The 25,991-nt window shown below is 60.9% G+C and carries 22 protein-coding genes; 12 read left to right on the forward strand and 10 right to left on the reverse strand.

The window, feature by feature from the left end; all coding sequences use genetic code 11:
• Nucleotides 1–264 precede the first annotated feature (264 nt).
• The 3 genes from CHB97_RS04925 to CHB97_RS04935 form a co-directional block, all read right to left on the reverse strand.
• Nucleotides 265–2,607, reverse strand: coding sequence for a 3-hydroxyacyl-CoA dehydrogenase/enoyl-CoA hydratase family protein (locus CHB97_RS04925; protein WP_089286766.1), 2,343 nt, complete (start codon nucleotides 2,605–2,607; stop codon nucleotides 265–267).
• A gap of 25 nt (nucleotides 2,608–2,632) precedes the next feature.
• Nucleotides 2,633–3,772 carry a thiolase family protein gene (locus CHB97_RS04930; RefSeq protein ID WP_089286767.1) on the reverse strand — a complete coding sequence of 380 codons (1,140 nt, stop codon included), beginning with the start codon at nucleotides 3,770–3,772 and terminating at the stop codon, nucleotides 2,633–2,635.
• Nucleotides 3,773–3,873: 101 nt separating this feature from the next.
• Nucleotides 3,874–4,308, reverse strand: a complete 435-nt coding sequence (locus CHB97_RS04935) for a MerR family DNA-binding transcriptional regulator (protein WP_244559388.1) — start codon at nucleotides 4,306–4,308, stop codon at nucleotides 3,874–3,876.
• A 226-nt stretch (nucleotides 4,309–4,534) separates the two neighbouring features.
• Here CHB97_RS04935 and purU point away from each other — a divergent pair, with 226 nt between their 5' ends.
• From purU to CHB97_RS04950, 4 genes are all read left to right on the forward strand, one after another.
• Entirely contained in the window at nucleotides 4,535–5,407 is an 873-nt protein-coding gene (gene purU, locus CHB97_RS04940) for a formyltetrahydrofolate deformylase (protein ID WP_089286768.1), read from the forward strand.
• Nucleotides 5,408–5,758: 351 nt separating this feature from the next.
• Nucleotides 5,759–6,376 carry a calcium-binding protein gene (locus tag CHB97_RS04945; protein ID WP_089286769.1) on the forward strand — a complete coding sequence of 206 codons (618 nt, stop codon included), beginning with the start codon at nucleotides 5,759–5,761 and terminating at the stop codon, nucleotides 6,374–6,376.
• Nucleotides 6,377–6,540: 164 nt separating this feature from the next.
• Nucleotides 6,541–7,179, forward strand: a complete 639-nt coding sequence (locus tag CHB97_RS25785) for a hypothetical protein (protein ID WP_143270711.1) — start codon at nucleotides 6,541–6,543, stop codon at nucleotides 7,177–7,179.
• Between the two features lie 58 nt (nucleotides 7,180–7,237).
• Complete coding sequence (locus CHB97_RS04950; protein WP_244559389.1) at nucleotides 7,238–7,468, forward strand: hypothetical protein; 231 nt, start codon at nucleotides 7,238–7,240, stop codon at nucleotides 7,466–7,468.
• 172 nt (nucleotides 7,469–7,640) lie between these two features.
• Here CHB97_RS04950 and CHB97_RS04955 read toward each other — a convergent pair whose 3' ends face one another.
• Complete coding sequence (locus tag CHB97_RS04955; RefSeq protein WP_200819797.1) at nucleotides 7,641–8,072, reverse strand: OsmC family protein; 432 nt, start codon at nucleotides 8,070–8,072, stop codon at nucleotides 7,641–7,643.
• Nucleotides 8,073–8,310: 238 nt separating this feature from the next.
• Between CHB97_RS04955 and gstA the strand changes: the two genes are divergently transcribed.
• The gene (gene gstA / locus CHB97_RS04960; protein ID WP_089286770.1) at nucleotides 8,311–8,916 is read left to right on the forward strand and encodes a glutathione transferase GstA; all 606 of its coding nucleotides are present in this window, start codon (nucleotides 8,311–8,313) and stop codon (nucleotides 8,914–8,916) included.
• Nucleotides 8,917–8,958: 42 nt separating this feature from the next.
• On the opposite strand, the gene CHB97_RS04965 is transcribed toward gstA, so the two are convergent.
• Both CHB97_RS04965 and CHB97_RS04970 read right to left on the reverse strand, forming a co-directional pair.
• The gene (locus CHB97_RS04965; RefSeq protein WP_089286771.1) at nucleotides 8,959–10,209 is read right to left on the reverse strand and encodes a HAMP domain-containing sensor histidine kinase; all 1,251 of its coding nucleotides are present in this window, start codon (nucleotides 10,207–10,209) and stop codon (nucleotides 8,959–8,961) included.
• 158 nt (nucleotides 10,210–10,367) lie between these two features.
• On the reverse strand, nucleotides 10,368–11,057 hold the full coding sequence (locus CHB97_RS04970) for a response regulator transcription factor (RefSeq protein WP_089286772.1): 690 nt from the start codon (nucleotides 11,055–11,057) through the stop codon (nucleotides 10,368–10,370).
• 186 nt (nucleotides 11,058–11,243) lie between these two features.
• On the opposite strand from CHB97_RS04970, the gene CHB97_RS04975 reads away from it, so the two are divergent.
• The 4 genes from CHB97_RS04975 to CHB97_RS04990 all read left to right on the forward strand — a co-directional run bounded on the left by CHB97_RS04975 (nucleotide 11,244) and on the right by CHB97_RS04990 (nucleotide 18,875).
• A complete protein-coding gene (locus tag CHB97_RS04975; RefSeq protein ID WP_089286773.1) occupies nucleotides 11,244–12,629 on the forward strand; it encodes an efflux transporter outer membrane subunit in 1,386 nt (461 codons plus the stop codon).
• A gap of 41 nt (nucleotides 12,630–12,670) precedes the next feature.
• Nucleotides 12,671–13,792, forward strand: coding sequence for an efflux RND transporter periplasmic adaptor subunit (locus CHB97_RS04980; RefSeq protein WP_160105567.1), 1,122 nt, complete (start codon nucleotides 12,671–12,673; stop codon nucleotides 13,790–13,792).
• The gene (locus CHB97_RS04985) at nucleotides 13,789–16,851 is read left to right on the forward strand and encodes an efflux RND transporter permease subunit (RefSeq protein WP_200819798.1); all 3,063 of its coding nucleotides are present in this window, start codon (nucleotides 13,789–13,791) and stop codon (nucleotides 16,849–16,851) included. Before CHB97_RS04980 ends, CHB97_RS04985 begins: the two co-directional genes overlap by 4 nt.
• A 278-nt stretch (nucleotides 16,852–17,129) precedes the next feature.
• Nucleotides 17,130–18,875: a methanol/ethanol family PQQ-dependent dehydrogenase gene (locus CHB97_RS04990; protein WP_089286775.1), complete on the forward strand. Its 1,746-nt coding sequence runs from the start codon at nucleotides 17,130–17,132 to the stop codon at nucleotides 18,873–18,875.
• A 56-nt stretch (nucleotides 18,876–18,931) separates the two neighbouring features.
• On the opposite strand, the gene CHB97_RS04995 is transcribed toward CHB97_RS04990, so the two are convergent.
• Both CHB97_RS04995 and CHB97_RS05000 read right to left on the reverse strand, forming a co-directional pair.
• Nucleotides 18,932–19,507 (reverse strand): pentapeptide repeat-containing protein, encoded by a 576-nt coding sequence (locus CHB97_RS04995; RefSeq protein WP_089286776.1) that lies wholly within the window; start codon nucleotides 19,505–19,507, stop codon nucleotides 18,932–18,934.
• Nucleotides 19,508–19,584: 77 nt separating this feature from the next.
• Nucleotides 19,585–21,402, reverse strand: a complete 1,818-nt coding sequence (locus CHB97_RS05000) for a PQQ-dependent methanol/ethanol family dehydrogenase (RefSeq protein ID WP_371332961.1) — start codon at nucleotides 21,400–21,402, stop codon at nucleotides 19,585–19,587.
• 481 nt (nucleotides 21,403–21,883) lie between these two features.
• Here CHB97_RS05000 and CHB97_RS05005 point away from each other — a divergent pair, with 481 nt between their 5' ends.
• Nucleotides 21,884–22,570, forward strand: a complete 687-nt coding sequence (locus tag CHB97_RS05005) for a response regulator transcription factor (RefSeq protein WP_089286778.1) — start codon at nucleotides 21,884–21,886, stop codon at nucleotides 22,568–22,570.
• Nucleotides 22,571–22,630: 60 nt separating this feature from the next.
• Here the strand turns inward: CHB97_RS05005 and CHB97_RS05010 are convergent, their stop codons facing one another.
• Complete coding sequence (locus CHB97_RS05010) at nucleotides 22,631–23,071, reverse strand: pseudoazurin (RefSeq protein ID WP_089286779.1); 441 nt, start codon at nucleotides 23,069–23,071, stop codon at nucleotides 22,631–22,633.
• A 214-nt stretch (nucleotides 23,072–23,285) separates the two neighbouring features.
• Between CHB97_RS05010 and adh the strand changes: the two genes are divergently transcribed.
• Both adh and CHB97_RS05020 read left to right on the forward strand, forming a co-directional pair.
• Nucleotides 23,286–24,806, forward strand: coding sequence for an aldehyde dehydrogenase (gene adh, locus CHB97_RS05015; protein ID WP_089286780.1), 1,521 nt, complete (start codon nucleotides 23,286–23,288; stop codon nucleotides 24,804–24,806).
• 134 nt (nucleotides 24,807–24,940) lie between these two features.
• Nucleotides 24,941–25,336: a DUF779 domain-containing protein gene (locus CHB97_RS05020; RefSeq protein ID WP_089286781.1), complete on the forward strand. Its 396-nt coding sequence runs from the start codon at nucleotides 24,941–24,943 to the stop codon at nucleotides 25,334–25,336.
• On the opposite strand, the gene CHB97_RS05025 is transcribed toward CHB97_RS05020, so the two are convergent.
• Nucleotides 25,318–25,704, reverse strand: a complete 387-nt coding sequence (locus tag CHB97_RS05025) for a nuclear transport factor 2 family protein (protein ID WP_089286782.1) — start codon at nucleotides 25,702–25,704, stop codon at nucleotides 25,318–25,320. The genes CHB97_RS05020 and CHB97_RS05025 overlap by 19 nt on opposite strands.
• Nucleotides 25,705–25,991 lie beyond the last annotated feature (287 nt).

Below are 25,991 nucleotides of genomic sequence, written 5' to 3' on the forward strand. Positions count from 1 at the left end.
GGATTCGAGACGGGAAAGAAGATGGGGCACCTCGGGGCGTCGATAGGGTGGACGGAAGGGGGGGAGGGCATCAATGCCACTCCTTCTGCCTTCCCCGCGAAAGCGGGGAACCCGGGGCCACAAGCACCATGGTTTGATCCTGTGACCCTGGACCCCCGCTTTCGCGGGGGAGGCAACGAAGTGATGGTGTTTACGTCAGTGCTCTAAGCATGAACCGTTTTGGTAGAAGCGAGGCCGGCTCACCACCAGCCCCGCCTTTCATCCTCAATTCCGCAGCGGCTTGCCGGTTTCCAGCATATGTTCGATGCGGTTGATGGTGCCGGTCGTCTTGGTCAACTCCAGGAAGGCTTCGCGTTCCATGTCCAGCAACTGATCCTCGTTCATCACGACCGTGATGTCGGTGTTGCCGCCGGACAGGATATGGCCGACCTTCTTGGAGACCACCACGTCATACGCCGTGGCTTTGCCCTGCTGGGCGAAGCCATCCACCGCCAGATCGAAGGCAGCCTTGGCCGTGGGGCCGGGCAGGCGGATTTCCGGGGCGGTCGGGGGCGTGTAATTGGCCGCCAGTTCCAGCGCCTTCGCCTTAGCGTCGGCCAGCAGCCGATCCTTGTTGAAGGTAATGCCGTCGGTTGGCTTCAGGATCAGCATATCCTTTGCTTCAAAGGCTGACTTGGCGACCTTGGCCGTGCTGATCGCCTCAAACGCGGCGGACAAGGCCGGCATCGGCCCGCCCGGACGCTTCTTGTTGGCCAGATGGCGAACCACCATTTCCTTGCAGCCGCCCCAGCCGGGAACGACACCCACGCCCACTTCCACCAGACCGGTATAGGTTTCGGCATGGGCCTGGACGGCGGAGCTGTGCAGCAGGATTTCGCACCCGCCGCCCAGTGCCATGCCCGACGGCGCCGACACGGTGGGGAAGGGGGCGTATTTCAGCGCCTTATAGGTCTGCTGGCCTTCCGCAATCATCGCCTCGATCTGGGGATAGAGGCCGATATTGATGGCGAACAGCGCCAGACCGAGATTGGCACCGACGGAGAAGTTCGGTGCCTCGTTATGCACCACCAGCGCCTTATAAGGGCCGGTCTTGCCGTCGCCGATAATGCCGATGGCCTTGCGGATCAGGTTCATGATGTCCTGGTCCAGCGCGTTCATCTTGCTGGTGAATTCCAGGCACAGCACGCCGTCGCCAATATCCCACAGGCTGGCCGAGCCATTCTTGGCCACCGGCTTGGAGCCGCGCTTGATATCGGTCAGCAACAGCACGCCGTCCGGGCGCTTCACCTCGGCATAGTCGCCGCTGGTGGTCAGGAACAGCAGCTTGGACCCATCCACCTTGTAGAAGGGCCGACCCGCGGCGACTTCCACCATGTGGGGAACCTTTTTGCCTTCCGCCTTCAGCTTCTCGGCAAACCAGCCGGTGCCCAACTGGTCGATCATCTCGAACGGGCCGGCCTTCCAGTTATAGCCCAGCCGCATCGCCTCATCGACGGCGGTGATCTGTTCGGCAATCTGCGGCACCAGATCGGCAGCATAGGACAGCGCCTGCGACAGCACGCGCCAGGCATAGGCCCCGCCCTTGTCGCCCGTTTCCACCAGGGCCTTCAGCCCCTTGGCGGAAGCGGACACCAGCGACGCCTTTTCCGAAGCGCGATAGACGCCCGTGGTCAGGTCGATGGCTTCCTTGACGCGACGGCCATCGGCGGCCTTGGTCTGGCGATAGAAGCCGCCCTTGCCCTTGCGCCCGGTATAGCCTTCGCTGATCATCTTGGTGACCAGCGGGCTGTCACGGTGGATGCGGCGGTAATCATCATCGGCCGGCAGGGTGGCCAGCAGCGATTTGGAGATCAGCGGCATCAGGTCCAGGCCGACCAGATCGATCAGGCCGAAGGTGCCGGTCTTGGGAATACCCATGGGCCGGCTGGTGATGGCATCAGCCTCTTCCACCGTCAGCCCGCCATCGATGGCCTCATTCACGGCGGCGGCCATGAAATAGGTGCCGATGCGGTTGGCGATGAAGCCCGGCGTGTCCTTGCACTCGACCACGCCCTTGCCCAGCACCTTGTCACAGAAGGCGCTGACCGTATCAAAGGCATCCTGGCGGGTCTTCGGACCCTTCACCACTTCCAGCAGCCGCATGTAACGCGGCGGGTTGAAGAAGTGGGTGATGCAGAAATCAGCGGCAAACCGTTCCGTCTGGCCCTGCAACAGAATGTTCAGCGGAATGGTGGAGGTGTTGGACGAGATGATGGACCCGTCCTTACGCACCTTTTCCAGCTTGGCATAAAGGTCGTGCTTGATGGCCGGGTTTTCCAGCACGGCCTCCACGATCCAATCCACATCGGCCAGCTTTTCCAGGTCATCCTCGATATTGCCGGGGGTGACGAGGCTGGCCGCCTTCCTGTGCATGAAGGGAGCGGGGTCGGTCTTCTGCATCTTCTCGATGGCGCCCTTGGCGATCACCGAGCGGTCGCCGCCACTATCCTTCACGGATTGCGGTACGATATCCAGCAGATAGACCGGAATGCCGGCATTGGCGATATGGGCGGCGATACCGCTGCCCATCACGCCCGCGCCGATGACGGCGGCTTTCTTGATTGTCATGGTTGCTCCTCCCGTCCAGCCCGGATCAGACCGCTTCCAGAACGGTGGCGATGCCCTGGCCCCCGCCGATACACTGGGTAGACAGCGCCAGCGACTTGCCTTCGCGCACCAGCAGGCTGGCGGCCTTGCCGGTGATACGGGCACCGGTGGCGCCCAGCGGGTGGCCCATGGCGATGCCGCCGCCGTCAATGTTCACCTTGGCCGGGTCGAAGCCCAGTTCCTGGCAAACGGTCATGGCCTGCACGGCGAAGGCTTCGTTGCTTTCGATGATGTCCAGATCCGACACTTTCAGGCCGGCGCGGGCCAGCGCCTTGGTGGTGGCCGGCACCGGGCCATAGCCCATGATGGTCGGATCACAGCCGGCAACGGCGATGGAGCGGATCTTGGCCAGCACCTTCAGCCCATGGGCCTTGGCGAAATCTTCCGAGCAGATCAACGTGGCCGATGCACCATCGGTGAGCGGCGAGGAGGTGCCGGCGGTCACGGTGCCGGCGGCATCAAAGGCCGGCTTCAGGGTGGAGAGCGCTTCCACCGTGCTGTCACCACGGATGCAACCATCCTGGCTGATCACCTTGCCGGACGGCGTGGTGATGGGGACGATTTCCGCCTCAAACTTGCCTTCGGCCTGGGCCTTGGCGGCCTTGCGGTGGCTTTCCACGGCGAAGGCTTCCTGCTGCGCGCGGGTGAAGCCGAACTTCTTGGCCAGGTTCTCCGCCGTGATGCCCATGGACATATAGGCGCCGGGGTTGGCGGCGTGCAGGGCCGGGTTGGGCATCGGGTTGAAGCCCATCATCGGCACGCGGGTCATGCTTTCCACACCGGCGGCGATGAAGCAGTCACCGGCACCCAGGGCGATGGCGCCAGCGGCCTGATGGATGGCCTGCATGGAGGAGCCGCAGAAACGGTTGACCGTGGCACCGGCGACAGAGGCCGGCAGGCCCGCGATCATGGCGATCAGCTTGGCGACGTTGAAGCCCTGCTCCCCTTCCGGGAAGGCACAGCCGACGATCAAATCTTCCACGGCGGCGCCGTCAACACCCGTGCGTTCCAGCAGGGCCTTGACAACGGTCGCGGCCAGATCATCCGGGCGCACCTTCGTCAGCTCGCCCTTGTTGGCCAGATGGAAAGGCGACCTTGCATAACCGGCAATCACGACATTCTTCATAATCTTCCGCGCTCCTCGCCTGGTGTGGCTTCGGCCCCGGTTAAGCCCGGTGTGCCGATGGTGGGTTTGATTGGGTAATGGCACCAATGGGCCAAGGGGGTTCAGTCCGACTGGACCGAAACCCCCTTGGCATGGAGATGGGAGACGATGAGATCATCGATCTCCCGCAATTCCTTCAGGGTCTGCTGCACATCGCGCAGCTGCTGTTCCAGATGGACGATGCGGTTGCGGGCCCCTTTCAACAGAAAGGTCATCTGCTCCACCTGCGCTTCGTCCGTATCGTAAAGATCCAGGAAATCCTTGATCTCCCCGATGGAGAAGCCCAGCCGCTTGCCACGGCAGATCAGTTTCAGCCGCGCCCGGTCACGATGAGTATACACCCGCGTCTGCCCGACACGGGCAGGGGAGATCAGCCCCTCATCCTCATAGAAACGCAAGGAGCGCAGCGTGAGCCCGAACTCCTCCGCGAGCTGGCCGATGGAATAGGTCCGTTCCGTCTGAGGGTTGGACCGGGTCATTTCCGCGCTGTTCAGCATCCGACCGTTCCTGCTTAGCCAACAGGGCACTGTGCCTTAACCCGGTGGGGTAAGAGTGCCTTACGTTTACGTAATAGTTAGATTAACCTTACGCGCGCGTCAAGTGGTTTTTGCATGGCCGCCATCCGATTGATGGCAGAGAACAATATGGGGGTGGACAAGGGCCTATGCCAGCCGCAAATCTCCCCGCCCGACAGTTTCTTTCTTATAAGCCAGTGATTGGGTCATGATGATGAAGGGTGAGCAGGGTCGTTTCGTTCTGGTGGTGCGCTGCCCGGACCGGAAGGGCATCGTGGCGGCGGTATCAACCTATCTGGCGTCGCACGATGCCTCGATCACCGAATCCAACCATTTCAACGACGCCATCAATGACCGTTTCTTCATGCGCGTCGTCTTCCGGCCTGATGGGGCTGGCTTCCCCGATTTGGCGGCGTTGAAGGACGGGTTCGCCCCGGTGGCCGCCGCCTATGATATGGAATGGGAACTGCACGACCTGACGGTGAAGCCCAAGGTGGTGATCGCCGTTTCCAAGTTCGGGCACTGCCTCTATGACCTGCTGCACCGCCAGCGCTCCGGCATCCTGCGCATGGATATTCCGGCCGTGGTGTCCAACCATGATGATATGCGCAGCTTCGTGGAATGGAGCGGCATCCCCTATCATCACCTGCCGGTGGCCAAGGACAATAAGGGCGCGCAGGAAGCGCAGTTCACCCGGATCATTCAGGAGAGCGGGGCCGATCTGGTGGTGCTGGCCCGGTACATGCAGATTCTGTCACCGGCATTCTGCGAGGTTCTGTCGGGGCGCTGCATCAATATCCATCACAGCTTCCTGCCCAGCTTCAAGGGTGCCAAGCCCTATCACCAGGCGCACGATCGCGGTGTGAAGATCATCGGTGCCACGGCGCATTTCGTCACCAATGTGCTGGATGAAGGCCCGATCATCGAACAGGATATCCAGCGCGTGGACCATAGCCACACGCCGGAAGATCTGGTGAATATGGGCCGCGACGTGGAATGCGCCGTGCTGGCCCGCGCCGTGCGCTGGCAGTTGGAACGCCGGATTATTATGGATGGTCAGCGGACGGTGGTGTTCCGGTGATAAAAATTATCTACAGAGAAGTAAAAATAACTTCATGAAAGGATTCTATATCTCTATCAGATATTATAATTAATTATCAATATATTTTCGTTCAAAGTTATAATAATAAATAATTACAATATAAAAAAATTTATTATTTTATTGTTAACTTTTTCTCAAAAATTATTTGAAAATAATTTATTATTATTTAATACATGCAAACAGATTCAAAAAATAAGAATAATGTTGAGTTTTCCTATTTTTTTGTCAATAAAATATTAGAAAGACATGATTTATATGTGTCCTAAATAGACTTGACGTTTGGGAGTTGGGTGGTACTTTTTCAAAACAAGATACCTTTAGGAGGAAATTATGGCATTTAGGCAGGGCACCTCTGGAAATGATGAAATAAAATTGTATCTCCTGGTTTTGGGGCCTGGAGAAAATTCTCATGGTACAAATACAGATGCAGGTAATGATACGGTGTATGGCTCCTCTATTAATGATCTGATAATTTTGGGTTCTGGAAATGATTATGCTCAAGCGAGTTATGGCGATGATACCATTCTAGGAGAAGATGGATCAGATATAATGTATGGAGAATCTGGAAACGATCTAATTGTAGGGGGCTACGGAAATGACTCCCTTTATGGAGGTCAAGGATTTGATTTATTGCGCGGAAATCAAGGGGATGATAAATATTACGCTTCAATTGGTGTGGGAGAGGGAAATGATATAATCAATGAGGATGTTGGATCATCCAGTAATACGGGAAATGGTGGTGGAATAGATAGACTGTACATCCAAAATGTGACAAAAGCCAACCTATATCTTCAGAGAAATGGCAATGATCTTATAGTATCAACTCAGTCTGATGCGGCTGATGGATATCTTGATAATTATATAACTATACAGAATCACTACTTGAATAACAACAATATGGTGGAATACATATATGGTTCTGATAACCTTTCGTACTATCTTGGGTGATATGGTTTCTTTCTGAGCGTTTAATTTAAAAGGGCGCCATCTTAAGATGGCGCCCTTTTTGGCATTTAAATTGCATACCATTTTTCCTAAGTAAGTTCATCAAGTGGTAATCTTCACAAGTTGGTGCAGTAATGTAATCTGAATCACAGCCTAGGGAGGTTATAATGTCAGTATCTAATCTAAGCTCGTCACTGAATGTGAACTTATTGAAAGTTGACATTAATGAGCCTCGTAATAGAATTAAAGTTAATTTGCAAAGTGATGTCAAATTCTTATCAGTAGATGATCCAATAGAAGCGGCTGCTGAATTGGAGGAATCCAAGAGAATGCAGATTCAGTATGATCATATGAATTCTGTTGTAAGTGATAATTCTTACTCAAAATCACAAAAAATTGATGCAATAATATATCAAAATGGAAAGGAGTTGATTAAAATATACGAAGGAGGTTCAATTTCAATGCCAAATTCATTTCAAGGGAAATTAGGAATTGAATCCATGAAATCGTCGGGTTTTTATAATGAAAACACCACAACTGATCAGAAAATTTCCATGATATTGAAGAAAATAGGTATAAAATCGCATGAGGTCGGCGTATATGATTTCAGTAAAAATCCAAATGGTCCAACCGAAAATGACAGTTTTAGTGTGCATACTGAGGAGGGTTTAAAGGATTTTCTGAAGAACCCTTCTAAAAAATCAACCCTCCCGAACCCTGGTCTCGGCGGTCGTCTGGCTGGCTTCACCGGTATTGAGGTTATGGAACGGTCGCAGATGTTGGATCGGGTAAAAACTGCCGGGTAACAATGGCTTGCTCAATCTGCCGGCGTCGGTCATTTTTGCCGGGTTTGGGCCTGGAGGAATGATGATCGACCAGAATGGCAAGCCGGTGACCAAACCGGCGCTGAAACAATATCTGGAAACCTATAACGCCGGTGTGCGGGGCTCCAAGGAGTTTGGGGCCCTGCCGCGCGCGCTGATCAGCATCTGTGACGGGCTGGTTTCCGGCAAGACCACCTATGTCAAATGCGTGGAAGGGCAGGTACAGATCTCCCGCCGCAAGGATGGCAAGGTTGCCGGCGGCGGCCTGTAACCGCCACCGGCCCCCACCGCCTCTTATACCATCGGCACGAAATCATGACCGCTGGTCACGCTTTCGTGCCCCTCAATCGCCGGCGCCAGCATCCGCTGGCTTGGCTACGCCGCACGTGCGGCGCGGCGGCAGTCGCCGCCGTACCAACGGTCATAATTTATGACCGTTGGTATTACAGCAGTTTCGCCGTCAGCTTCACCTCGGCATTCAACACCTTGGAGACCGGGCAATTCGCCTTGGCATTGTTGGCGATCTCGGCGAATTTCTCCGCACTGATGCCGGGCACGCTGGCCTGCAGCGACAGTTCCACGGTGGCGATCTTCCAGCCCGGCCCGTCGCTTTCCATGATCAACACCGCACCGGTGTTGATCTCAGCCGCTGGCGTATTGTTACCGGCCAGCATGAAGGCCAACTGCATGGAAAAACAGCCGGCATGGGCGGCGGCGATCAGCTCTTCCGGGTTGGTGCCCTTGCCGTCGCCAAAGCGGGCCAGGAAGGAATAGGGGACATTGTCCAGCGTGGCGCTCTGGGTTGACAGGGTGCCGTCGCCATCCTTGCCGGTGCCATGCCAGACGGCCTTGGCGGTGCGCTTCAACTGGGCCATTACGGTTCTCCTTGTTCGCTCGCTGGGGAGAAAACAACATAGCATCTTCGCCCGGCGTTCCCGCATGGCTGTATTGGCGTCAGATTGAATAATCCGATCATAAACCGCTTGCGGCGACCTGCCGCGTCCGGTCTGCGGTGGCGGCCTCATCTGGCCCCTATACAACGGGTAAAGGGCTCTGCGATGCTGCGCCGCCCATTTCCGGGCTTTTCAGTATTCGTTGTAGATGGTTGGAACGATGAAGCTCTATTACAAGGCCGGTGCCTGCTCCCTGGCCCCCCATATCGTCCTGCGTGAGGCCGGTGAAACGTTCGAGATCGAGGCTGTCGATCTGGCAACCAAGAAGACGGCCAGCGGTGCCGACTTCACAGCCCTTAACCCCAAGGGCTATATCCCGGCCCTGCTGCTGGATGATGGCAGCCTGCTGACAGAGGGGGCCGCCATCTCCCTTTATGTGGCGGAGAAAAATCCGGCCGCCGGGCTGTTGCCCGCCGATGCGCTGGGCCGGGCGCGGGTGACGGAAATGCTGCTGTTCATCGCCACCGAACTGCACAAATCCTTCTCCCCGCTGTTCAACCCCAGCTTTGACGCGGCTGCCAAGGAAACCGCCAAGGGTCTGCTGATCCGCCGGCTGGATTTCACGGAAAAGCTGCTGGCCGACGGACGTGACTATCTGGTGGGGGGCAGCTTCACCCCAGCCGATGCCTATCTGTTCACCGTGCTGGGCTGGACCGGTTTTGTCGGCATTGATCTGGCCGGCTTCACCCATCTCAGCGCTTACCGTGCCCGCATTGCCGCCCGTCCGGCGGTGCAGGCGGCGCTGAAGGCCGAAGGGCTGATCTGACGATCAGGTGCGGGCAGGGGCGGGCCGTGGCCTGCCCCTGCCTCACCCCTCCCGCCGGGGCAGGTCCACTCGGATGATCAGCCCGCGCGGGGAACCGATCAGCGCGGCGATCTGGCCGCCATGCATCTGCACGGCGCGCTGGGCGATGGACAGCCCCAGGCCCAGGCCCGGCACATCGCCGGTGGTTTCCAGCCGCTTGAAGGGTTCAAAAATACTGTCCAGCATGTCGGGTGGCACACCGGGGCCATGGTCGCTGACGGTCAGATGCAGATGCTCCCCGCTCACCCGTGCCTCGATCCGCACTTCCGTACCGGGATCGGTGAATTTCACCGCGTTGCGCACGATATTTTCAAAGGCGCGGTAGAGCATTTCCCCGCTGACCCAGGAGACAAAGGCGGGATCGCTGGCAAGGCAGACGCGCGCGCCCTTGGCCGCCGCCTCGAATCCTGCATCCTCTGCAATGGCCCCCAGCAGTTCGATCAGATCGACCTTTTCGTAAGGTAAGTTCTGCTGGCCGGATTCCAGCCGGGCCAGGGTCAGCAATTCCTCAATCAGCTCATCCAGCCGTTCAGATTCGCGTTCGATCCGGGCCAGCATGGCCTGCTGTTCAGCGGGGGATTGGCGCAACAGGCCGATGGCGGCCTGCAAGCGGGTCAGCGGGGAGCGCAGCTCGTGCGAAATATCGTGCAGCAGGCGGCGCTGTGCTTCCAGCGTCTGCTGCAACTGTTCCACCATCCGGTCGAATTCCCGCACCAGATCAACGATTTCGTCCCGCCGCCGGCCCATCAGCGGGCCGACACGGGTGGAAAGCTGGCCGGACGCCACAGCCCGCGCCGCCTCCCCCAGCCGGCGCAGGGGCCGCGACAGGTGCCAGGCCAGCAGGGCGCTGAACAGGATGCTGAAGATGGTGCCGATGGCAAAGGGCAGCCGATGGTTCGGCTTTTGCCAGATGGGCAGCCGGCTTTGCAGCAGGAACAGCCGTCCATCGGGGCTTTTCAACAGCTTGCTGGCCCCCTCCGCTGGCAGGGTGATCCGGGTGCCGGGCGTCAGTTCGGTAAAGCTGAACTGGTCATTTTCCCGGTTGGCATGGCGGACGATCGGCGGCACGGCGTCCGGCCCCTGTGCCTCCACCATGCTGGATATGGTCATGAACAGGGCCGTGCGGAGCCAGGAACCACTTTCCGGCCCGTTGCGCTCCTTATATTCAAAGATGGCGAACAGCACCGTGAAGGACAGGGTGGTTGCCAGCCAGAAACACAGGAACAGTTTCCAGAAAAGACGCCCGGGTCTCATACCCATCTCCCTTGCTCGTCACCGACCAAGGGAGATTTCAGATTCCCTCAATCGCCGGGCGCCAACATCCGTTGGCTTGGCTCACGCGCACATGGGTGCGCGGGCCAGCGGTCGCTGGCCGCCAAACTGCCGAAGGCTTGGCCTTCGACAATTTGGCCTCACTCGCTGACCAACTGATAGCCCTGGCCGCGCACACTGACGATCCATGATTGGTTATCCCCGCGCAGCCCCAGTTTCTGGCGGATGCTGCTGATATGCACATCAATCCGCCGGTCGAATCGGGTCAGCGGCCGGCCCAGGGCGTTCAGCGACAATTGCTGTTTGCTGACCAACTGTCCCGCATGGCGGGCCAGCTCCTCCAATAGCGAAAATTCCGTGCCGGTCAGTTCCAGCGCCTTGCCCTGCCAATGGGCGGTGCGGGTGCCTGGGTTGATTGCCAAAGCCCCGCAGACCAGGGTTTCGGTGGCCACATTCTCCGACCGTTGCGCACCCGTGCGGCGCAGGATGGCGCGCAGCCGCGCCACCAGCTCGCCCGGCGAACTGGGCTTGGGCACATAATCATCGGCCCCCAGTTCCAGCCCGGCGATGCGATCCACATTATCGCCCCGCGCCGTCAGCAGCAGCACGGGGATCTGGCTGCGCGCCCGGATGCGGCGCAAAACCTCAATCCCCGACAGGCGCGGCATCATCACATCCAGCACGACAATGTCATAGCGGCCGGACAGCGCTTCCGTCTCCCCCTGCTGGCCATCATGCACGGCCCGCGCCTCGAACCCTTCACGGGTCAGGTACTCGGCCAGCATCGCCGTCAGTTCGCGGTCATCATCAACAAGCAGCACATGCGTCATGGCCGGGCCATCATGATTGCAAAACCCGGCCGGGGCCGGCGGGGCAAGTGCCCCTTGTTGCGCCGGTCCTGGCCGGGTGTCACACCAACTTTACCCAACTTTACCCTTTCGATACCCCGATAAACATTCACCTGCGCTAAGCCATGCAGCGTGATGGCCCAAAGCGGCCGGCAGGGGAAAATAAGAATGAGACGTTCCCTTTATCTTGTCCTGGGTGCGGGTATGGCCCTGTCCGGCTGTACCATGGGGCCGGATTACCAATCGCCACCCGTGGCCAAACTGGCCCCCGCCTGGGCCGCCCCCCAACCCCATGGTGGCCAGGGGGGCAGCCTGCTGGGCTGGTGGGGTCAGTTCAATGACCCGACCCTGACCCGCCTGCAGCGGATGGCAGAGGCCGACAGCCCCACGCTTGACCGCGCGCTGGCCCGGATTGACAGCGCGCGCGCCACCCTGACCAGCAGCCGCAGCGCCCTGTTCCCGGCGGTCAACGCCAATGCCGGCGATACACGCAGCCGGCAGGCCGTGGCCGGCAACGGGGTGATCAGTGAGAACCGCAACGGCCGGCTGGATGCCAGTTGGGAACTGGATCTGTTCGGCAAAAACCGCCGCACCGCAGAGGCGGCCGATGCCCGCATCCAGGCCCGTACCGATGAATGGCATGATGCCCGCGTCTCCTTGGCGGCGGAGGTGGCGGATTATTATGTGCAATATCGCGGCTGCACCTTGCTGGCCGCCGCCTATGATCAGCAGGCCCAATCCCAGCAATCCACCATTGATCTGACCCGCATCAAGGAAGAGGCGGGCTTCACCGCCCCCGGTGACCGCGCGCTGGCCGATGCCAGCGCCGCGCAAAGCCGGTCGCAGGCCGCCCAGCAGCGGGGCCAGTGCGAATTGCTGGTGAAAAGCCTCGTCTCCATCAGTGGTGGCGATGAACCGGCGGTTCGGCAGATGCTGGCCGACGGGCAGGGGGCTTTGCCGCAGCCGGCCCAGCTTTCCATCACCCAACTGCCCGCCGACCTGATCCGCCAGCGCCCCGATGTGGCGGCCCTGGAACGCGAAGTGGCGGCCAGCAATGCGGAGATCGGGGCGGCCATCGCCGACCGTCTGCCCAGCCTCAGCCTGACCGGCAGCATCGGCATGGCCGACAGCGGCAACGGCAGCGCCACCACCTGGTCCTATGGTCCCAGCCTGTCGCTGCCTTTGTTCGATGCCGGCCGCCGCGCCGCCGCCGTCACCCGGGCAGAGGCGGCCTATGCCCAGGCGGTGGCCAGCTATCGCGTCCAGGTGCGCAGTGCGGTGCTGGAGGTGGAACAGACCCTGGTGAAGCTGGATACCAGCACCCGCCGGCAGGCCGATGCCGCCCGCGCGGCCGATGGTTACCAGCGCCATTTCCAGGCCATTGATGCCAGTTGGCAGGCCGGCAATGCCAGCCTGCTGGACCGGGAACAGGCGCGGCGCAGTGCCCTGGATGCCGATATTTCCCTGATCAACCTGCGCCAGGAACAGGTGCGTTCCTGGATCGCGCTCTACAAGGCGGCCGGTGGCGGCTGGCATCTGGAGGGCGGCCAATAATGTCCCCTAAACATCAATTCATTAATGGGTGGAGCCTCCCCGTGCCGACAGTCCCGACCCACCCCCGCCCGTTGCCCCTGCTGGCGCTGGCCGCCCTGCTGGCCCTGTCCGCCTGTGGCAAGCCGCCGGAAAAGGCGGATGGTGCAGCGGCTAAACCGGCCCCGGCGGCCAGCAGCCTGGCTGTTACCGTGACGTCGCCGCAGGTACTGTCCTGGCCGATGCAGCTGACCGCCAATGGGGCCATCGCCCCCTGGCAGGAAGTGATCATCGGGGCGGAGGTCGGCGGCCTGCGCATCGACAGCCTGAAGGCAGATGTCGGCGATTGGGTGAAGCGGGGCGACATACTGGCCCAGTTCGACGATGCCACCCTGCTGGCGGAGGAAAACCGGCTGGTCGCGGCGCTGGCATCGGCCAAGGCGACGCTGGAACAGGCGACGGCCGATGCTGCGCGTGCCACCAAGGTGGGGCAGAGCGGGGCGCTTTCCGCCCAGCAACTGGACCAGTACCGCATTGCCAAGCTGACGGCGCAAGCCAATGTCGCCTCGGCAGAGGCGCAATTGCAGACGGCGCGCATCAAGCTGCGCCAGTCCCGCATCGTTGCGGCCGATGATGGTTTCGTCTCCTCCCGTTCTGCCCTGCTGGGGCAGGTTCCCTCGGCGGGGACGGAACTGTTCCGGCTGGTCCGCCAGGGCCATATTGAATGGCGGGCGGAACTGGACAGCCGCCAGCTCGCCCAGGCCAAACCGGGTCTGAAAGCGGTGCTGACCCTGCCCGACGGGCAGGTGGTGGAAGGGCTGGTGCGGCTGGTCTCCCCCACCCTGAATGCCGATACCAGTCGGGGCATCGTCTATGTCCGCCTGCCGCTGGAAAGCCCGGCGCGGGCCGGCATGTATGCCAGCGGACAGGTGGAACTGACACCCAGCAACGCCATCACCGTGCCGGATACGGCCATCGTGCTGCGCGATGGCCGCTCTTACGTCTATCTGCTGCAGGATGACATGAAGGTGCGCCAGCAGCAGGTCAGCCTGGGGCGCCGGCGTGACGGGCGGGTGGAGATCACCAGTCCGCTGGACCCGCAGGCCCGCATCGTCACCAGCGGCGGCGCCTTCCTCAGCGATGGGATGCCTGTGCGCATGGCCGATGATGGAAAGGCCGCGAAATGATGAATATTTCCGCCCTGTCCATCCGGCATCCGGTGCCGGCGGTCCTGCTGTTCATATTGCTGACCGTGCTGGGTTTCCTGGGGTTTGAACGTCTGGGGGTGCAGAATTTCCCCGACATGGACATCCCCACCATCAATATCAGCGCCACCCTGGAAGGGGCTGCCCCGCAGCAGCTGGAAACGGAGGTGGCGCGCAAGATTGAGGATCAGCTCACCTCCCTGCGGCTGTTGGACCATATCAGCACGACGATTAGCGACGGCAATGTCAATATCAGCGTCAGCTTCACCATCGACAAGGACACCAACGAGGCACTGGATGAGGTGCGCAACGCCGTAGACGGGGCCATGCCGGAACTGCCGGCGGCCCTGCGCACCCCCGTCGTCTCCAAAATCACCACCAGTTCCGGCTCTCTGCTGACCTATGAGGTGGCGTCCGACCGCATGGATGAGGAGGCGATTTCCTGGTTCATCGATAATGATGTGGCCAAGGCGCTGCAGGCGGTGAAGGGTGTCGCCAAGGTCAGCCGTGTCGGTGGTGTCCGCCGGGAAGTGCAGGTCGATCTTTCCCCCACGCTGATGGCGGGTCTGGGGGTGTCGGCCGCCGATGTGGCCAGCGGCCTGAAGGCGATGCAGAAGGATAATTCCGGCGGCCTGGGCGAAATTGGCAGCCAGCGCCAGTCGCTGCGCACGCTGGCCGCCCTGGATGATCCGCAGGATCTGCGCCAGGTGGTCATCCCCCTGGCCGGCGGGCGCACGGTGCGGCTGGCCGATATCGCCACCATCAGCGACAGCTATGCCGAACGATCCAGCCGTGCCTTCCGCGATGGCAAGCCGGTGATTGCCTTCCAGGTCAGCCGTTCGCTGGGTTTCTCCGACGTTGCGGTGGCGCAGGCGGCGCGGGCGGCGGTGGCGGCGTTTGCCGCCCAGCATCCGGGCGTGCAGATCAGTGAAATTACCAACGGCGTCAGCGCCATCATCAGCGATTATGAAGGGTCGCTGCATCTGCTCTATGAAGGGGCGGTGCTGGCCATTCTGGTGGTCTGGTGGTTCCTGCGCGACTGGCGGGCGACGCTGATTTCCGCCACCGCCCTGCCGCTATCGATCATCCCCACCTTTGCCTTGATGTATCTGCTGGGGTTCAGCCTCAACACCGTTTCCCTGCTGGCGCTGGCGCTGGTGATCGGCATCCTGGTGGATGACGCGATTGTGGAGGTGGAGAATATCGCCCGCCATCTGCGCATGGGCAAAAGCCCCTATCAGGCGGCGATGGAGGCGGCGGACGAGATCGGGCTGGCGGTGATCGCCACCACCTTCACCCTGGTCGCCGTCTTTCTGCCCACTGCCTTCATGGGCGGCATTCCGGGCAAGATTTTCCGGGAATTCGGCCTGACGGCGGCGGTGGCGGTGCTGGTTTCCCTGCTGGTGGCCCGGCTGCTGACGCCGATGATGGCCGCCTATATGCTGAAGGCAACCGATCATGAGGAACATGACGGGCCGGTGATGCGCCGCTACATGGCATGGGTGCATCGCTGCCTAGGTGCGCGCAAGCGCACGGTGGCGGCGGCTTTGGCCTTTTTCATCGTGGCGGTGCTCTGCCTGCCGATGCTGCCATCCGGATTTCTCCCAGCACAGGACAAGGGGCAAACCCGGGTCAGCCTGGAACTGCCGCCCGGCACCACCCTGGACCAGACGACGGAAATGACCCACCGTGCCGCCGAATTGATCAAGCAGGTGCCGGAGGTGGTGGGTGTGTTCAGCTCCGTCGGCACCTCGGTTAGCGGGAGTGCGCTGATTTCCAGCAGCACTGCCGATTTTGGCGCCTCCACCCTGACCGTCGATCTGCAGGAGCGCAGCGACCGTCATCGCAAACAGAGCGCCATTGAGGCGGATATCCGCCAGTTGCTGCGCGGTCTGCCGGGGGTGCGTGTCTCCGTCGGCGGGGCCGGCAATGGGGAGAAGCTGGAACTGGTGCTGGCCAGCGATGATGGGGCCCTGCTGGAACGGACGGCGGCGACGGTGGAATCAGAAATCCGCCGTACCATCAAGGGGATCGGCAATGTCACCTCCAGCGCTGCCCTGCAAAGACCGGAGGTACATTTCCATCCCGATTATGCCCGTGCCGCCGCCCTGGGTGTATCCAGCCAGAATATTGCCGACATGCTGCGCGTGGCCACCTATGGCGAATATTCCGCAGCACTGGCCAAGATCAACCTGTCGCAGCGGCAGGTGGATATCCGTGTCCGTCTGGACCCGGCCGCCCGCACCGACCTGGACAGCATCGGCCAGTTGCGGGTGAAGGGGGCCAATGGTCAGGTGGCCTTGGCCTCCTTGGGCGACCTGTCCATGGGCAGCGGCCCGTCACAGATCCGCCGGCTGGACCGGTCGCGCAACATCACCCTGTCGGTGGAATTGAATGGCCGCACCATCGGTGAGGTGATGCAGGAGGTGCGCGCCCTGCCCACCATGGCCCATCTGCCCGGCGGTATCCGCATTGTGGAGCAGGGGGAGCTGCAGCGCATGGCGGAGATGATGAGCGGATTCGGCCTGGCCATGGCCATCGGCGTCTTCTGCATCTATGCCGTGCTGGTGCTGCTGTTTCATGATTTCCTGCAGCCGGTCACCATCCTGTCGGCCCTGCCCTTGTCGCTGGGGGGCGCCATCTTCGCCCTGCTGATTTGCAGCATGAGCCTGTCGATGCCGACGGTGATCGGCCTGCTGATGCTGATGGGCATCGTCACCAAGAATTCCATCCTGCTGGTGGAATATGCGGTGATGGCGCGGCGCGAACATGGGATGACCCGGTTTGAGGCGCTGGTGGATGCCTGTCATAAACGCGCCCGACCCATCCTGATGACCACCATTGCCATGGGGGCCGGCATGTTGCCGACCGCCATCGGCATGGGGGCCGATCCGGCCTTCCGACAGCCGATGGCGGTGGTGGTCATTGGCGGCCTGATCACCTCAACCGGGCTCAGCCTTCTGGTGGTGCCGGTGATCTTCACCTATGTCGATGATTTCGTTATCTGGCTGCGGCGGCTGTTCCACCGCCGCGCGGCTTGAAGGTGGGGTTGTGCTGGCCATGACATCGTCATGGTCAGCATCCCGGTGCAGCTTGCGCCCTCATGCCCCGCTGATACCAAGGTTCAATTTTGCCCATCGCCGCGTAGCGTTACTTTCCCCCTGTCACTGAAACCATTCCGCTTCCCAGCCTTTGAAATGTCGGACCCGTGCGGGCGCCCTGCTGCCCGCTGCGGCCTGTGGCTTGCGGGCGGAAAATGCTGACGGCCGGGCCAGACATTCCGTCCTGGCCCCGGCCCTGAACAGGGAGACAAGACGCCATGAAGCGCATTCTGCTGGCAACCTGCGCCATGTTGGGGCTGGCCGCCGCCACGCCCGCCCTCGCCACCGGCCCCACCGATGCCGAGTTGATGAACGATGCCGCCAGCACCGGCGACGTGCTGACCTATGGCATGGGGCCGCAGGCGCAGCGCTACAGCCCGCTGAAGACGCTGAACACGGACAATGTCGCCAAGCTGGTGCCCGCCTTCTCCTTCTCCTTTGGGGGGGAGAAGCAGCGCGGGCAGGAATCCCAGCCCATCGTGCAGGATGGCACCATCTATGTGACCGGCTCCTACAGCCGCATCTGGGCGGTGGATTCCCGCACGGGTGAGGAGAAGTGGCAATATGATGCCCGCCTGCCGGACGGCATCATGCCCTGTTGCGATGTCATCAATCGCGGTGCCGCCATCTATGGCGACAAGGTTTATTTCGGCACGCTGGATGCCAAGCTGATCGCGCTGAACAAGGAGACCGGCAAGGTCATCTGGTCGAAGAAGATGGCCGATTACGAGGCTGGGTATAGCTTCACCGCCGCCCCCATGATCGTGGATGGCAAGATCATCACCGGCAATTCCGGCGGTGAGTTCGGCATTGTCGGCAAGGTGGAGGCGCGGGACGCCAATACCGGTGAGCTGATCTGGTCGCGCCCCACCATCGAAGGCCATATCGGCCAGTTGAATGGCAAGGACAGCACCATGACCGGCAAGCTGAACGCTTCCTGGCAGGGTGACATGTGGAAGCAGGGGGGCGGGGCCACCTGGCTGGGCGGTACCTATGACCCGGAAACCAAGCTGATCTATATGGGCACCGGCAATCCGGCACCGTGGAACAGCCATCTGCGGCCGGGCGATAATCTCTATACCTCTTCCACCCTGGCCATTGATCCCAATACGGGAGAGATCAAATGGCATTTCCAGACCACGCCGCATGATGGCTGGGATTTCGACGGGGTGAATGAATTCATCCCCTTCGACCTGAAGAAGGATGGCAAGGTCGTCAAGGCCGGGGCCAAGGCTGATCGCAACGGCTTCTTCTTCGTGCTGGACCGCACCAACGGCAAATTCCTCAGCGCCACGCCGTTTGTGTCGAAGATCACCTGGGCCAAGGGGTTCGACAAGAAGGGTCGCCCGATCTATGACCCGGCCAACCGTCCGGGCAACCCGATGGAAGCGGCACAGGGTGACACCAAGGGTAAATCCGTCTTCTCCGCCCCGTCCTTCCTGGGCGGCAAGAACTGGATGCCCATGGCCTATAGCCAGGATACCGGCCTGTTCTATGTGCCCGCCAATGAATGGGGCATGGATATCTGGAACGAGGCGATCAATTACAAGAAGGGGGCTGCCTATCTGGGGGCCGGCTTCACCATCAAGCCGCTTTATGACGACCATATCGGCGTGCTGCGCGCCATCGATCCCGCCACTGGTGAGATCAAGTGGGAATATAAGAACAAGGCCCCGCTCTGGGGTGGTGTGTTGACCACTGCCGGCAATCTTGTCTTCACCGGCACGCCGGAAGGCTACCTGAAGGCGTTCGATGCCAGGACCGGCCAGGAGGTCTGGAAGTTCAATACCGGCTCCGGCATCGTCGGTAGCCCCATCACCTGGGAACAGGATGGCGAACAGTTTGTCGCCGTCGTCTCCGGCTGGGGCGGTGCCGTGCCCCTGTGGGGTGGCGAGGTGGCGAAGTCCATCCAGCATATCAATCAGGGTGGCTCTCTCTGGGTGTTCAAACTGCCCAAGGCGTAATGCACCTGGGTTGAAGCGTTCGGGCCGCCCCATTGTCGGGGCGGCCCTTTTGCGTTTCACCAGTTCACCGGGCAGGCGGTGCAATCCTGCATGTAGGTGTTCTGGAAGATGGCATAGGGAAAATGGGCCCCGGTCAGGTCGGCGCCGATCAGGTTGGCCTCGTAGAATTTTGCCTCCTGCAGGCCGGCATTCACCAGTTTGGCCTGATGGAACTGCGCGCCGGAGAACCAGGCGGCTTCCAGATTGGCGGCGGTCAGATCGGCGCGGCTGAAATCCGCCTTGGCGGCACGGGCAAATTCCAGGTTTGCCCCGCGCAAGCTGGCGCCGCGCAGCTTGGCCCCCTGCAGGAAGGCTTTGCGCAGATCGGCTGCCTCCAGATCCGCGTTATCGAGGATGGCCCCGCGCAAATCCGTGTCCCGCAGATCCGCGCGGGCCAGCTTTGCCCCCGTCAGGTCGGCCCCTGACAGGTTCAGCCCGCGCAGATTCTGATGGCGCAGATCGACACCCGGACATTTCGCCCCTTTCACTAGCAGGCAATCGCCCACCTTGCGGGGACTGTCGGCCTCCTCCTCCTGCGCCACGGCAGGGAAGGCGAGAAGGCTGGCCAGCAAAAGGGAGCAGAGCAGGCGCATCGGGAGGACTCCATGGGCGAACGGGTGGCCGAATAAGCGCCCCCTCCCGCCAGACGGACGGGAGGGGGCGTGGCTTTTTACGGTGCTGCCGCTGTGGTGCTGCGGTCCTGGTGCAGGCGGAAGACCCAGAAGGAACCGCCCTGCGGCACATTGCTGGTCAACGGCCCCATGTCGCCGCCCCAGAGCGGCACCGCCCCGCCATAGCCTGAGGCGATGCCGATATATTGCACCCCATCCATCTCCCAGGTGATGGGGGAGGAGACGATGCCGGAGCCGGTCTGGAACGACCAAAGTTCCTTGCCATTCTTGGCATCAAACGCCTTGAGATAGCCGTCGCTGGTGCCGGTGAAGACAAGGTTGCCCGATGTCGTCATCGTGCCGGCCCAGAGCGGCAGCCTTTCCTTATGTTCCCAGACGATCTTACCGGTCACCGGGTCCATGGCGCGCAGGATGCCCACATGGTCCTCGTACATTTTCTTGATGCGGAAGCCCATGCCCAGATAGGCGCTGCCCTTCTGGTAGGAAATATTCTCCGTCCAGTAATCTTCCTTCCAGTGATTGGCGGGGATGTAGAACAGGCCCGTCTCCTCGCTATAGGACATGGGGTTCCAGTTCTTGCCGCCCAGGAACGGGGGGGAGACTTCCACCGCCTTACCCTTCAACTCTCCCTTTTCCGGCAAAGGCGGGCGCTGGCCTTCCACCTCGATCGGGCGGCCGGTCTTCAGATCGAAACCCTTGGCCCAGGTGATATTGTCCACGAAGGGATAGGCGGCGATCAGCGCCTTGGGCCGGTTGATCTCCCCGCCGGGTGCGGCCAGCTTGGTGCGATCGGTGATGAAGAAAAAGCCGTTGCGGTCGGCATGGGCGGCGGCCTTGATGGTCTTGCCGTCCTTCTTCAGGTCGAACAGGATAATTTCATTATTGCCGGAAAAGTCCCAGGTATCGTTGGGCGTGTGCTGGTAGAAGCCCTTCAATTCGCCGGTGGTCGGATCGACATAGGCCTGGCCGGAGGTGAACAGGCTGTCGCCCGGCCAGCGGGCCCAGCCGTTCCACGGCCCCGGATTGCCGGCACCGACCACGATGGAATTGGTTTCCGGGTCGAAGGTGGCGCTTTGCCAGGGCGCGCCGCCGCCATGGTTCCAGGCTTCCACCAGCTTGCCATCCTTGTCGCGCGGCCAGCTTGGCGCCTTGGGATTGCCGGTGATGGTGCTGTCCTTGCCGTTCAGCCGGCCCATATGGCCTTCTACGAAGGGCCGCATCCAGATTTCTTCGCCCGTATCGGGATCACGGGCGAACAGGCGGCCGACCACGCCGAACTCATCACCCGACGAGCCATGGATCAGCAGCACCTTGCCGGTCTTCTGATCCTTCACGATGGTGGGGGCGCCGGTCATCGTATAGCCGGCCTCATGCTCGCCGAATTTCTTCTTCCAGACCAGTTTGCCCGTATGCCGGTCCAGTGCCACCACGCTGGCATCCAGCGTGCCGAAGAAGACCTTGTCGCCATAGATGGCGGCCCCGCGATTGATGACGTCACAGCAGGGGCGGATATCGTCGGGCAACCGATGAGTATAGGACCAGAGCCGCTTGCCGGTGCGCGCATCCAGCGCAAACATCCGGCTGTAGGAGGCGGTGATATAGATGATGCCATCATGCACGATGGCCTGGGTTTCCTGCCCGCGCTGCTTCTCATCCCCAAAGGAGAAAGACCAAGCGGGTACAAGATTGCCGACATTCTTGTCATTCACCTGGGCCAGCGTGCTGTGCCGCTTGGCATCCAGGCCCATGCCATACATCAGCACGTCACTGGTGGTCTTGGCATCATTGGCGATGTCTTCCCAGGTGACGGGGCGCGGCGCATCGGCCAGGGCGCTGCCGCCGCCGATGGCCGCCATGACACCCAGGCTGACCCCGGACAGCAGGGCACGCCAGGTGCGGGCCGATGGATTTCTCAGCATCATTCTCTCCCTATTCGCCGATTATCAGGATTATCGGGGTGTAGGCCCATGCGTAACGGGAGCCGTGACCCGCTGCTTATGAGAAAACACTGGCACCAGCGGCGAATAAGGAAAATGATGCTTTCTGATGAAAGGTGATTTTGACTTGCGATGATACGGGATTTTCCTGAATTTTTCCTGTGAGAAACATCCTTGTTGATCGGGATTTTTATCCCGGTCAGATAGGGTGGAATATCCCGGATCAGGGCTTGAACCATGGCATTGCGCCATTTCGCCGGGGCGGGCTGTGGCTTATACTAAAGAAGGGTGTTCCCGGTCGGGCCGGTGATTGTCCGACCTTCTTCCTGCGTGTAGCTTTGAAACCGCCCACAAAAAAATCAAGCGTCGGCAGGCCCGACAGGGCGACGGGAGGATAGGCATGGGCAAGGTGCTGATCGCGGATGACCATCCGCTGGTACGCGACGGGCTGCGCACGGTGCTGGCCGTGGCGCTGGACCGTTGCGAGCTGTTTGAGGCGTCCGATCTGGATGAGGTGATCCGCATCATCGATCGGGAAGGGGATTTCGATCTGATCCTGCTGGACCTGAACATGCCCGGCAATAATGGATTTGCCGGGCTGTCCACGCTGCGGGCACGCTACCCGTCATTGCCGGTGGTCATGGTCTCGGCCACCAGCGACCGGCAATTGGTGCATGAAGCGCTGCGCCATGGGGCGGCAGGCTTTGTGCCCAAATCGCTGCCGCGCGGGCAGATTGCCCAGGCGCTGCGCCAGGTGCTGGAAGGGGATATCTATATCCCGTCCGATCTGACGGATGCCCCACCCCCCACGCAATCGGGGGAGGATCAGGAAATCCTGCGCCGCATCGATACCCTGACCCCGCAGCAGCGCAAGGTGCTGGAACTGGTGGTGGCCGGCCGGCTGAACAAGGAAATCGCCTATGAGCTGGATGTGACGGAGACGACGGTGAAGGCCCATGTCTCCGCCATCCTGCAGAAGATGCGGGTTTTCAGCCGCACGCAGGCAGTGATCCTGGCCAACAAGGTGAATTTCGCCCCCTCACCCGGCACGCCACAAGCCTCGGCCCGGGCGGCGGCCACCCCATGACGTCTGGCCCCGGCGTGCATGGCGCGCCGGGGCATCACGGTCGGTTCGGAAGAGGGGGCTTCACCCCCGCAGCTTGGCCAGCAATTGGCTCAGCATCTCCTTGGCTTTGCCCGGATGGTTCACCTGGGCGGCGGCATCGGCATTGACCGGTTGGCCCACCACCACAACACCCACCATGCCCATGGCGTAATGCGGCCTGCATTTGAAGCCATAGAGGCCCGGCTGGTCGAAGGTGACGCTGATCTCCTCATTCATCTTGCCGACGAATGGTTCCACGCCTTCGGGCAACATGCCCTTGATCGCTTCGGCATTGTGGCTTTTGTCGGTGGGGATGAAGCGCACCGTATCACCGGGCGCGATGGTCAGCATCGCCGGTTCGAACACCATAGTGCCTGTGCTTCCCTGGTTGCGCATCGTCACTTCATGCGTGGCAGCATCGGCGGTACCGGCAATCAGGAACTGGGCCGCCATGGCGGCCAGAAGAAGCGGGCGCAGCGTCATTGGGGAACCCCTTTATTTTGCGGGTGAATTTCCCATCAGAAGCCAGTCTCCGGACGCTTTTCGCAATTGCACCATGGTGGTGCAACGGCGCTTCTGAGACGTGTTTCTTCACATAAAGTCTAATATACGGCCGCAGCGGTAAGGCGCACTCTGAGGCCTGATCCTGGCCCCCCGGCATTGGGGCCTGACATTGTCCTTTCAGGGAGACGCCCCCATGCTGCACCAGGCCATTGAGAAGCTGAAATCCAGCATCGCCATCCGTTCCAGCTATGATAATTTCATCGGTGGTGAATGGGTTGCCCCCGTCCGGGGCCAGTATTTCGATAATATCTCCCCCATCACCGGCGGGGTGGTCTGCAAGGTGGCCCGCTCCACCGCAGAGGATATCGAACTGGCGCTGGACGCCGCCCATAAGGTCCGCGAAAAATGGGGTCGTACCTCCGTTGCTGATCGCGCCGGCGTGCTGAACCGCATCGCCGACCGCATGGAATCGCAGTTGGAATTGTTGGCCCTGGCGGAAACCATCGATAATGGCAAGCCGATCCGGGAAACGACGGCCGCCGATATCCCGCTGGCCATTGATCATTTCCGCTATTTCGCCGCCTGTGTACGCTCCCAGGAAGGCAGCCTGGCGGAAATCGACCATGACACGGTTGCCTATCATTTCCATGAGCCGCTGGGCGTGGTCGGCCAGATCATCCCCTGGAACTTCCCCATCCTGATGGCCGCCTGGAAGCTGGCCCCGGCGCTGGCCGCCGGCAATTGCGTGGTGCTTAAGCCGGCCGAGCAGACGCCGATGGGCATCATGGTGCTGATGGATGTCATCGGTGACCTGCTGCCGCCCGGCGTGCTGAATGTCGTCAACGGCTTCGGCATCGAAGCCGGCAAGCCGCTGGCCACCAACAAGCGTATCTCCAAGATCGCCTTCACCGGGGAGACCTCCACCGGCCGGCTGATCATGCAATATGCCTCGGAAAACCTGATCCCGGTGACGCTGGAACTGGGCGGCAAGTCGCCCAACATCTTCTTCGCCGACGTGATGGCGGAAGATGATGATTTCCTGGACAAGGCGCTGGAAGGCTTCGCTATGTTCGGCCTGAACCAGGGCGAAGTCTGCACCTGCCCGTCGCGCGCCCTGGTGGATGAGCGGATTTATGACCGCTTCATGGAAAAGGCCATCGCCCGCGTGCAGAAGATCAAGCAGGGCAGCCCGCTCGATCCCTCCACCATGATCGGGGCCCAGGCCTCCAACGACCAGTTGGAGAAGATCCTTTCCTACATCAATATCGGCCGCGACGAAGGGGCCAAGGTATTGACCGGCGGCGGCCGCGCCGATCTGGGCGGGGATCTGACCAACGGTTACTACGTCACCCCGACGGTGCTGGAAGGCCATAACAAGATGCGCGTCTTCCAGGAGGAGATTTTCGGCCCCGTGCTGGCCGTCACCAAGTTCCGGGGCGAGGAAGAGGCGCTGGCGATTGCCAATGATACGCTTTATGGCCTGGGTGCGGGGGTGTGGAGCCGCGATGGCAACCGTGCCTATCGCTTTGGCCGCAATATCCAGGCCGGCCGCGTCTGGACCAATTGCTACCATCTCTACCCGGCCCATGCGGCCTTTGGTGGTTACAAGCAGTCGGGCATCGGGCGTGAGACGCACAAGATGATGCTGGACCATTATCAGCAGACCAAGAACCTGCTGGTCAGCTACAGCCCGAAGGCGCTGGGCTTCTTCTAAACCAGCCCTCATATACCAACGGTCTTGATTTCGTGCCGCTGGTATTATGTGGTGAGTGTAAAGGCGGATGGCGTCCCAAGGCGCCATCCGCCCTTCCTTTTTGGTCTTCCCCTGCCACGTGATGGAGCGAACCCATGGTGCCGCGCGTTCTGTCCACCGCTACCGCCGATGCGCTGATTGATCGGCTGCGCGCCATGCATGGGCCGGTGATGTTCCACCAGTCCGGCGGTTGCTGCGATGGTTCGGCGCCGATGTGCTATCAGGCAGGGGAATTCAAGGTCGGCAGCCGGGATGTCTATCTGGGGGATATTCACGGCGCCCGCGTCTTCATCGGTGCCGCCCAATTCGAATATTGGGAACATACCCAACTGATCATCGATGCCGTGCCGGGGCGCGGGGCGGGCTTTTCCCTGGAAAGCCCGGAGGGTTTGCGCTTCCTCACCCGTTCCCGCGTTTTCACAGACGCGGAAGCGGCAGCGCTGCAGGCAGCGGGGCCGCCGCTGCGGGGCGATCAGGTCTGTATCATCTGACGCTCGATAATCTGGAAGACCTTGGCGATGATACGCCACTGCCCCTCGGTGCGGACGAGCGTGAGAAAATCCACGAAGTCCCGTTGCCCGATGGAACAGCGCAGGCGGGCGACGGCCGTGTTTTCCCCCGCCAGATCGATGGCATCGATATGGTCGCGGCGTGGCTCCCCCCGTGACGCCGGAGACTGGCGGGCCGCCACCACCGGGACATAGTCCGCCATTGTGCGATAAAGCATGGGTGTTTCATCCGCTGTGGCATAGATTGCCTTGGGATGAAAGACGCGCTGCAGAATCTCAGTATCGCAGAAGTAAAGCGCATCGAAATAGTCCTGCAAGACGGCGGTAATGTCGGTGAACGCCTGTGTCATGCCGCTTTCTCCACGATCAGACCCTCTTGCTGCATCGAACAGGCGTCCGGCTTGAAAAAAAATTCATGACGAGGTTCCTTGCTGCTGATAACGGAAGGTTATGCAGCGCGGTTTCCCTTGCCAACCAAGTTTCCAACAGTTACTGGATTCTCAGGTTTCCCCGCAGTAACCTGATACCAAGTTGCGATGATGTGAACTCATCGCAACTTGGTACGGCGGCGACCGCCGCCGCGCGGCACGTGCCGCGTGAAGCCAAGCCAACGGATGTTGGCGCCGGCGATTGAGGG

The sequence above is a fragment of the Azospirillum sp. RU38E genome (assembly GCF_900188385.1).
In the GTDB taxonomy this organism is placed as follows: Bacteria; Pseudomonadota; Alphaproteobacteria; order Azospirillales; family Azospirillaceae; genus Niveispirillum.

Bases quoted from the DNA above. Each gene is read 5' to 3' on its own strand.
- CHB97_RS04925 (WP_089286766.1), bottom strand. From the start codon at position 2,607: ATGACAATCAAGAAAGCCGCCGTCATCGGCGCGGGCGTGATGGGCAGC.
- CHB97_RS04930 (WP_089286767.1), bottom strand. From the start codon at position 3,772: ATGAAGAATGTCGTGATTGCCGGTTATGCAAGGTCGCCTTTCCATCTG.
- CHB97_RS04935 (WP_244559388.1), bottom strand. From the start codon at position 4,308: ATGCTGAACAGCGCGGAAATGACCCGGTCCAACCCTCAGACGGAACGG.
- purU (WP_089286768.1), top strand. From the start codon at position 4,535: ATGATGATGAAGGGTGAGCAGGGTCGTTTCGTTCTGGTGGTGCGCTGC.
- CHB97_RS04945 (WP_089286769.1), top strand. From the start codon at position 5,759: ATGGCATTTAGGCAGGGCACCTCTGGAAATGATGAAATAAAATTGTAT.
- CHB97_RS25785 (WP_143270711.1), top strand. From the start codon at position 6,541: ATGTCAGTATCTAATCTAAGCTCGTCACTGAATGTGAACTTATTGAAA.
- CHB97_RS04950 (WP_244559389.1), top strand. From the start codon at position 7,238: ATGATGATCGACCAGAATGGCAAGCCGGTGACCAAACCGGCGCTGAAA.
- CHB97_RS04955 (WP_200819797.1), bottom strand. From the start codon at position 8,072: ATGGCCCAGTTGAAGCGCACCGCCAAGGCCGTCTGGCATGGCACCGGC.
- gstA (WP_089286770.1), top strand. From the start codon at position 8,311: ATGAAGCTCTATTACAAGGCCGGTGCCTGCTCCCTGGCCCCCCATATC.
- CHB97_RS04965 (WP_089286771.1), bottom strand. From the start codon at position 10,209: ATGAGACCCGGGCGTCTTTTCTGGAAACTGTTCCTGTGTTTCTGGCTG.
- CHB97_RS04970 (WP_089286772.1), bottom strand. From the start codon at position 11,057: ATGACGCATGTGCTGCTTGTTGATGATGACCGCGAACTGACGGCGATG.
- CHB97_RS04975 (WP_089286773.1), top strand. From the start codon at position 11,244: ATGAGACGTTCCCTTTATCTTGTCCTGGGTGCGGGTATGGCCCTGTCC.
- CHB97_RS04985 (WP_200819798.1), top strand. From the start codon at position 13,789: ATGATGAATATTTCCGCCCTGTCCATCCGGCATCCGGTGCCGGCGGTC.
- CHB97_RS04990 (WP_089286775.1), top strand. From the start codon at position 17,130: ATGAAGCGCATTCTGCTGGCAACCTGCGCCATGTTGGGGCTGGCCGCC.
- CHB97_RS04995 (WP_089286776.1), bottom strand. From the start codon at position 19,507: ATGCGCCTGCTCTGCTCCCTTTTGCTGGCCAGCCTTCTCGCCTTCCCT.
- CHB97_RS05000 (WP_371332961.1), bottom strand. From the start codon at position 21,402: ATGGCGGCCATCGGCGGCGGCAGCGCCCTGGCCGATGCGCCGCGCCCC.
- CHB97_RS05005 (WP_089286778.1), top strand. From the start codon at position 21,884: ATGGGCAAGGTGCTGATCGCGGATGACCATCCGCTGGTACGCGACGGG.
- CHB97_RS05010 (WP_089286779.1), bottom strand. From the start codon at position 23,071: ATGACGCTGCGCCCGCTTCTTCTGGCCGCCATGGCGGCCCAGTTCCTG.
- adh (WP_089286780.1), top strand. From the start codon at position 23,286: ATGCTGCACCAGGCCATTGAGAAGCTGAAATCCAGCATCGCCATCCGT.
- CHB97_RS05020 (WP_089286781.1), top strand. From the start codon at position 24,941: ATGGTGCCGCGCGTTCTGTCCACCGCTACCGCCGATGCGCTGATTGAT.
- CHB97_RS05025 (WP_089286782.1), bottom strand. From the start codon at position 25,704: ATGACACAGGCGTTCACCGACATTACCGCCGTCTTGCAGGACTATTTC.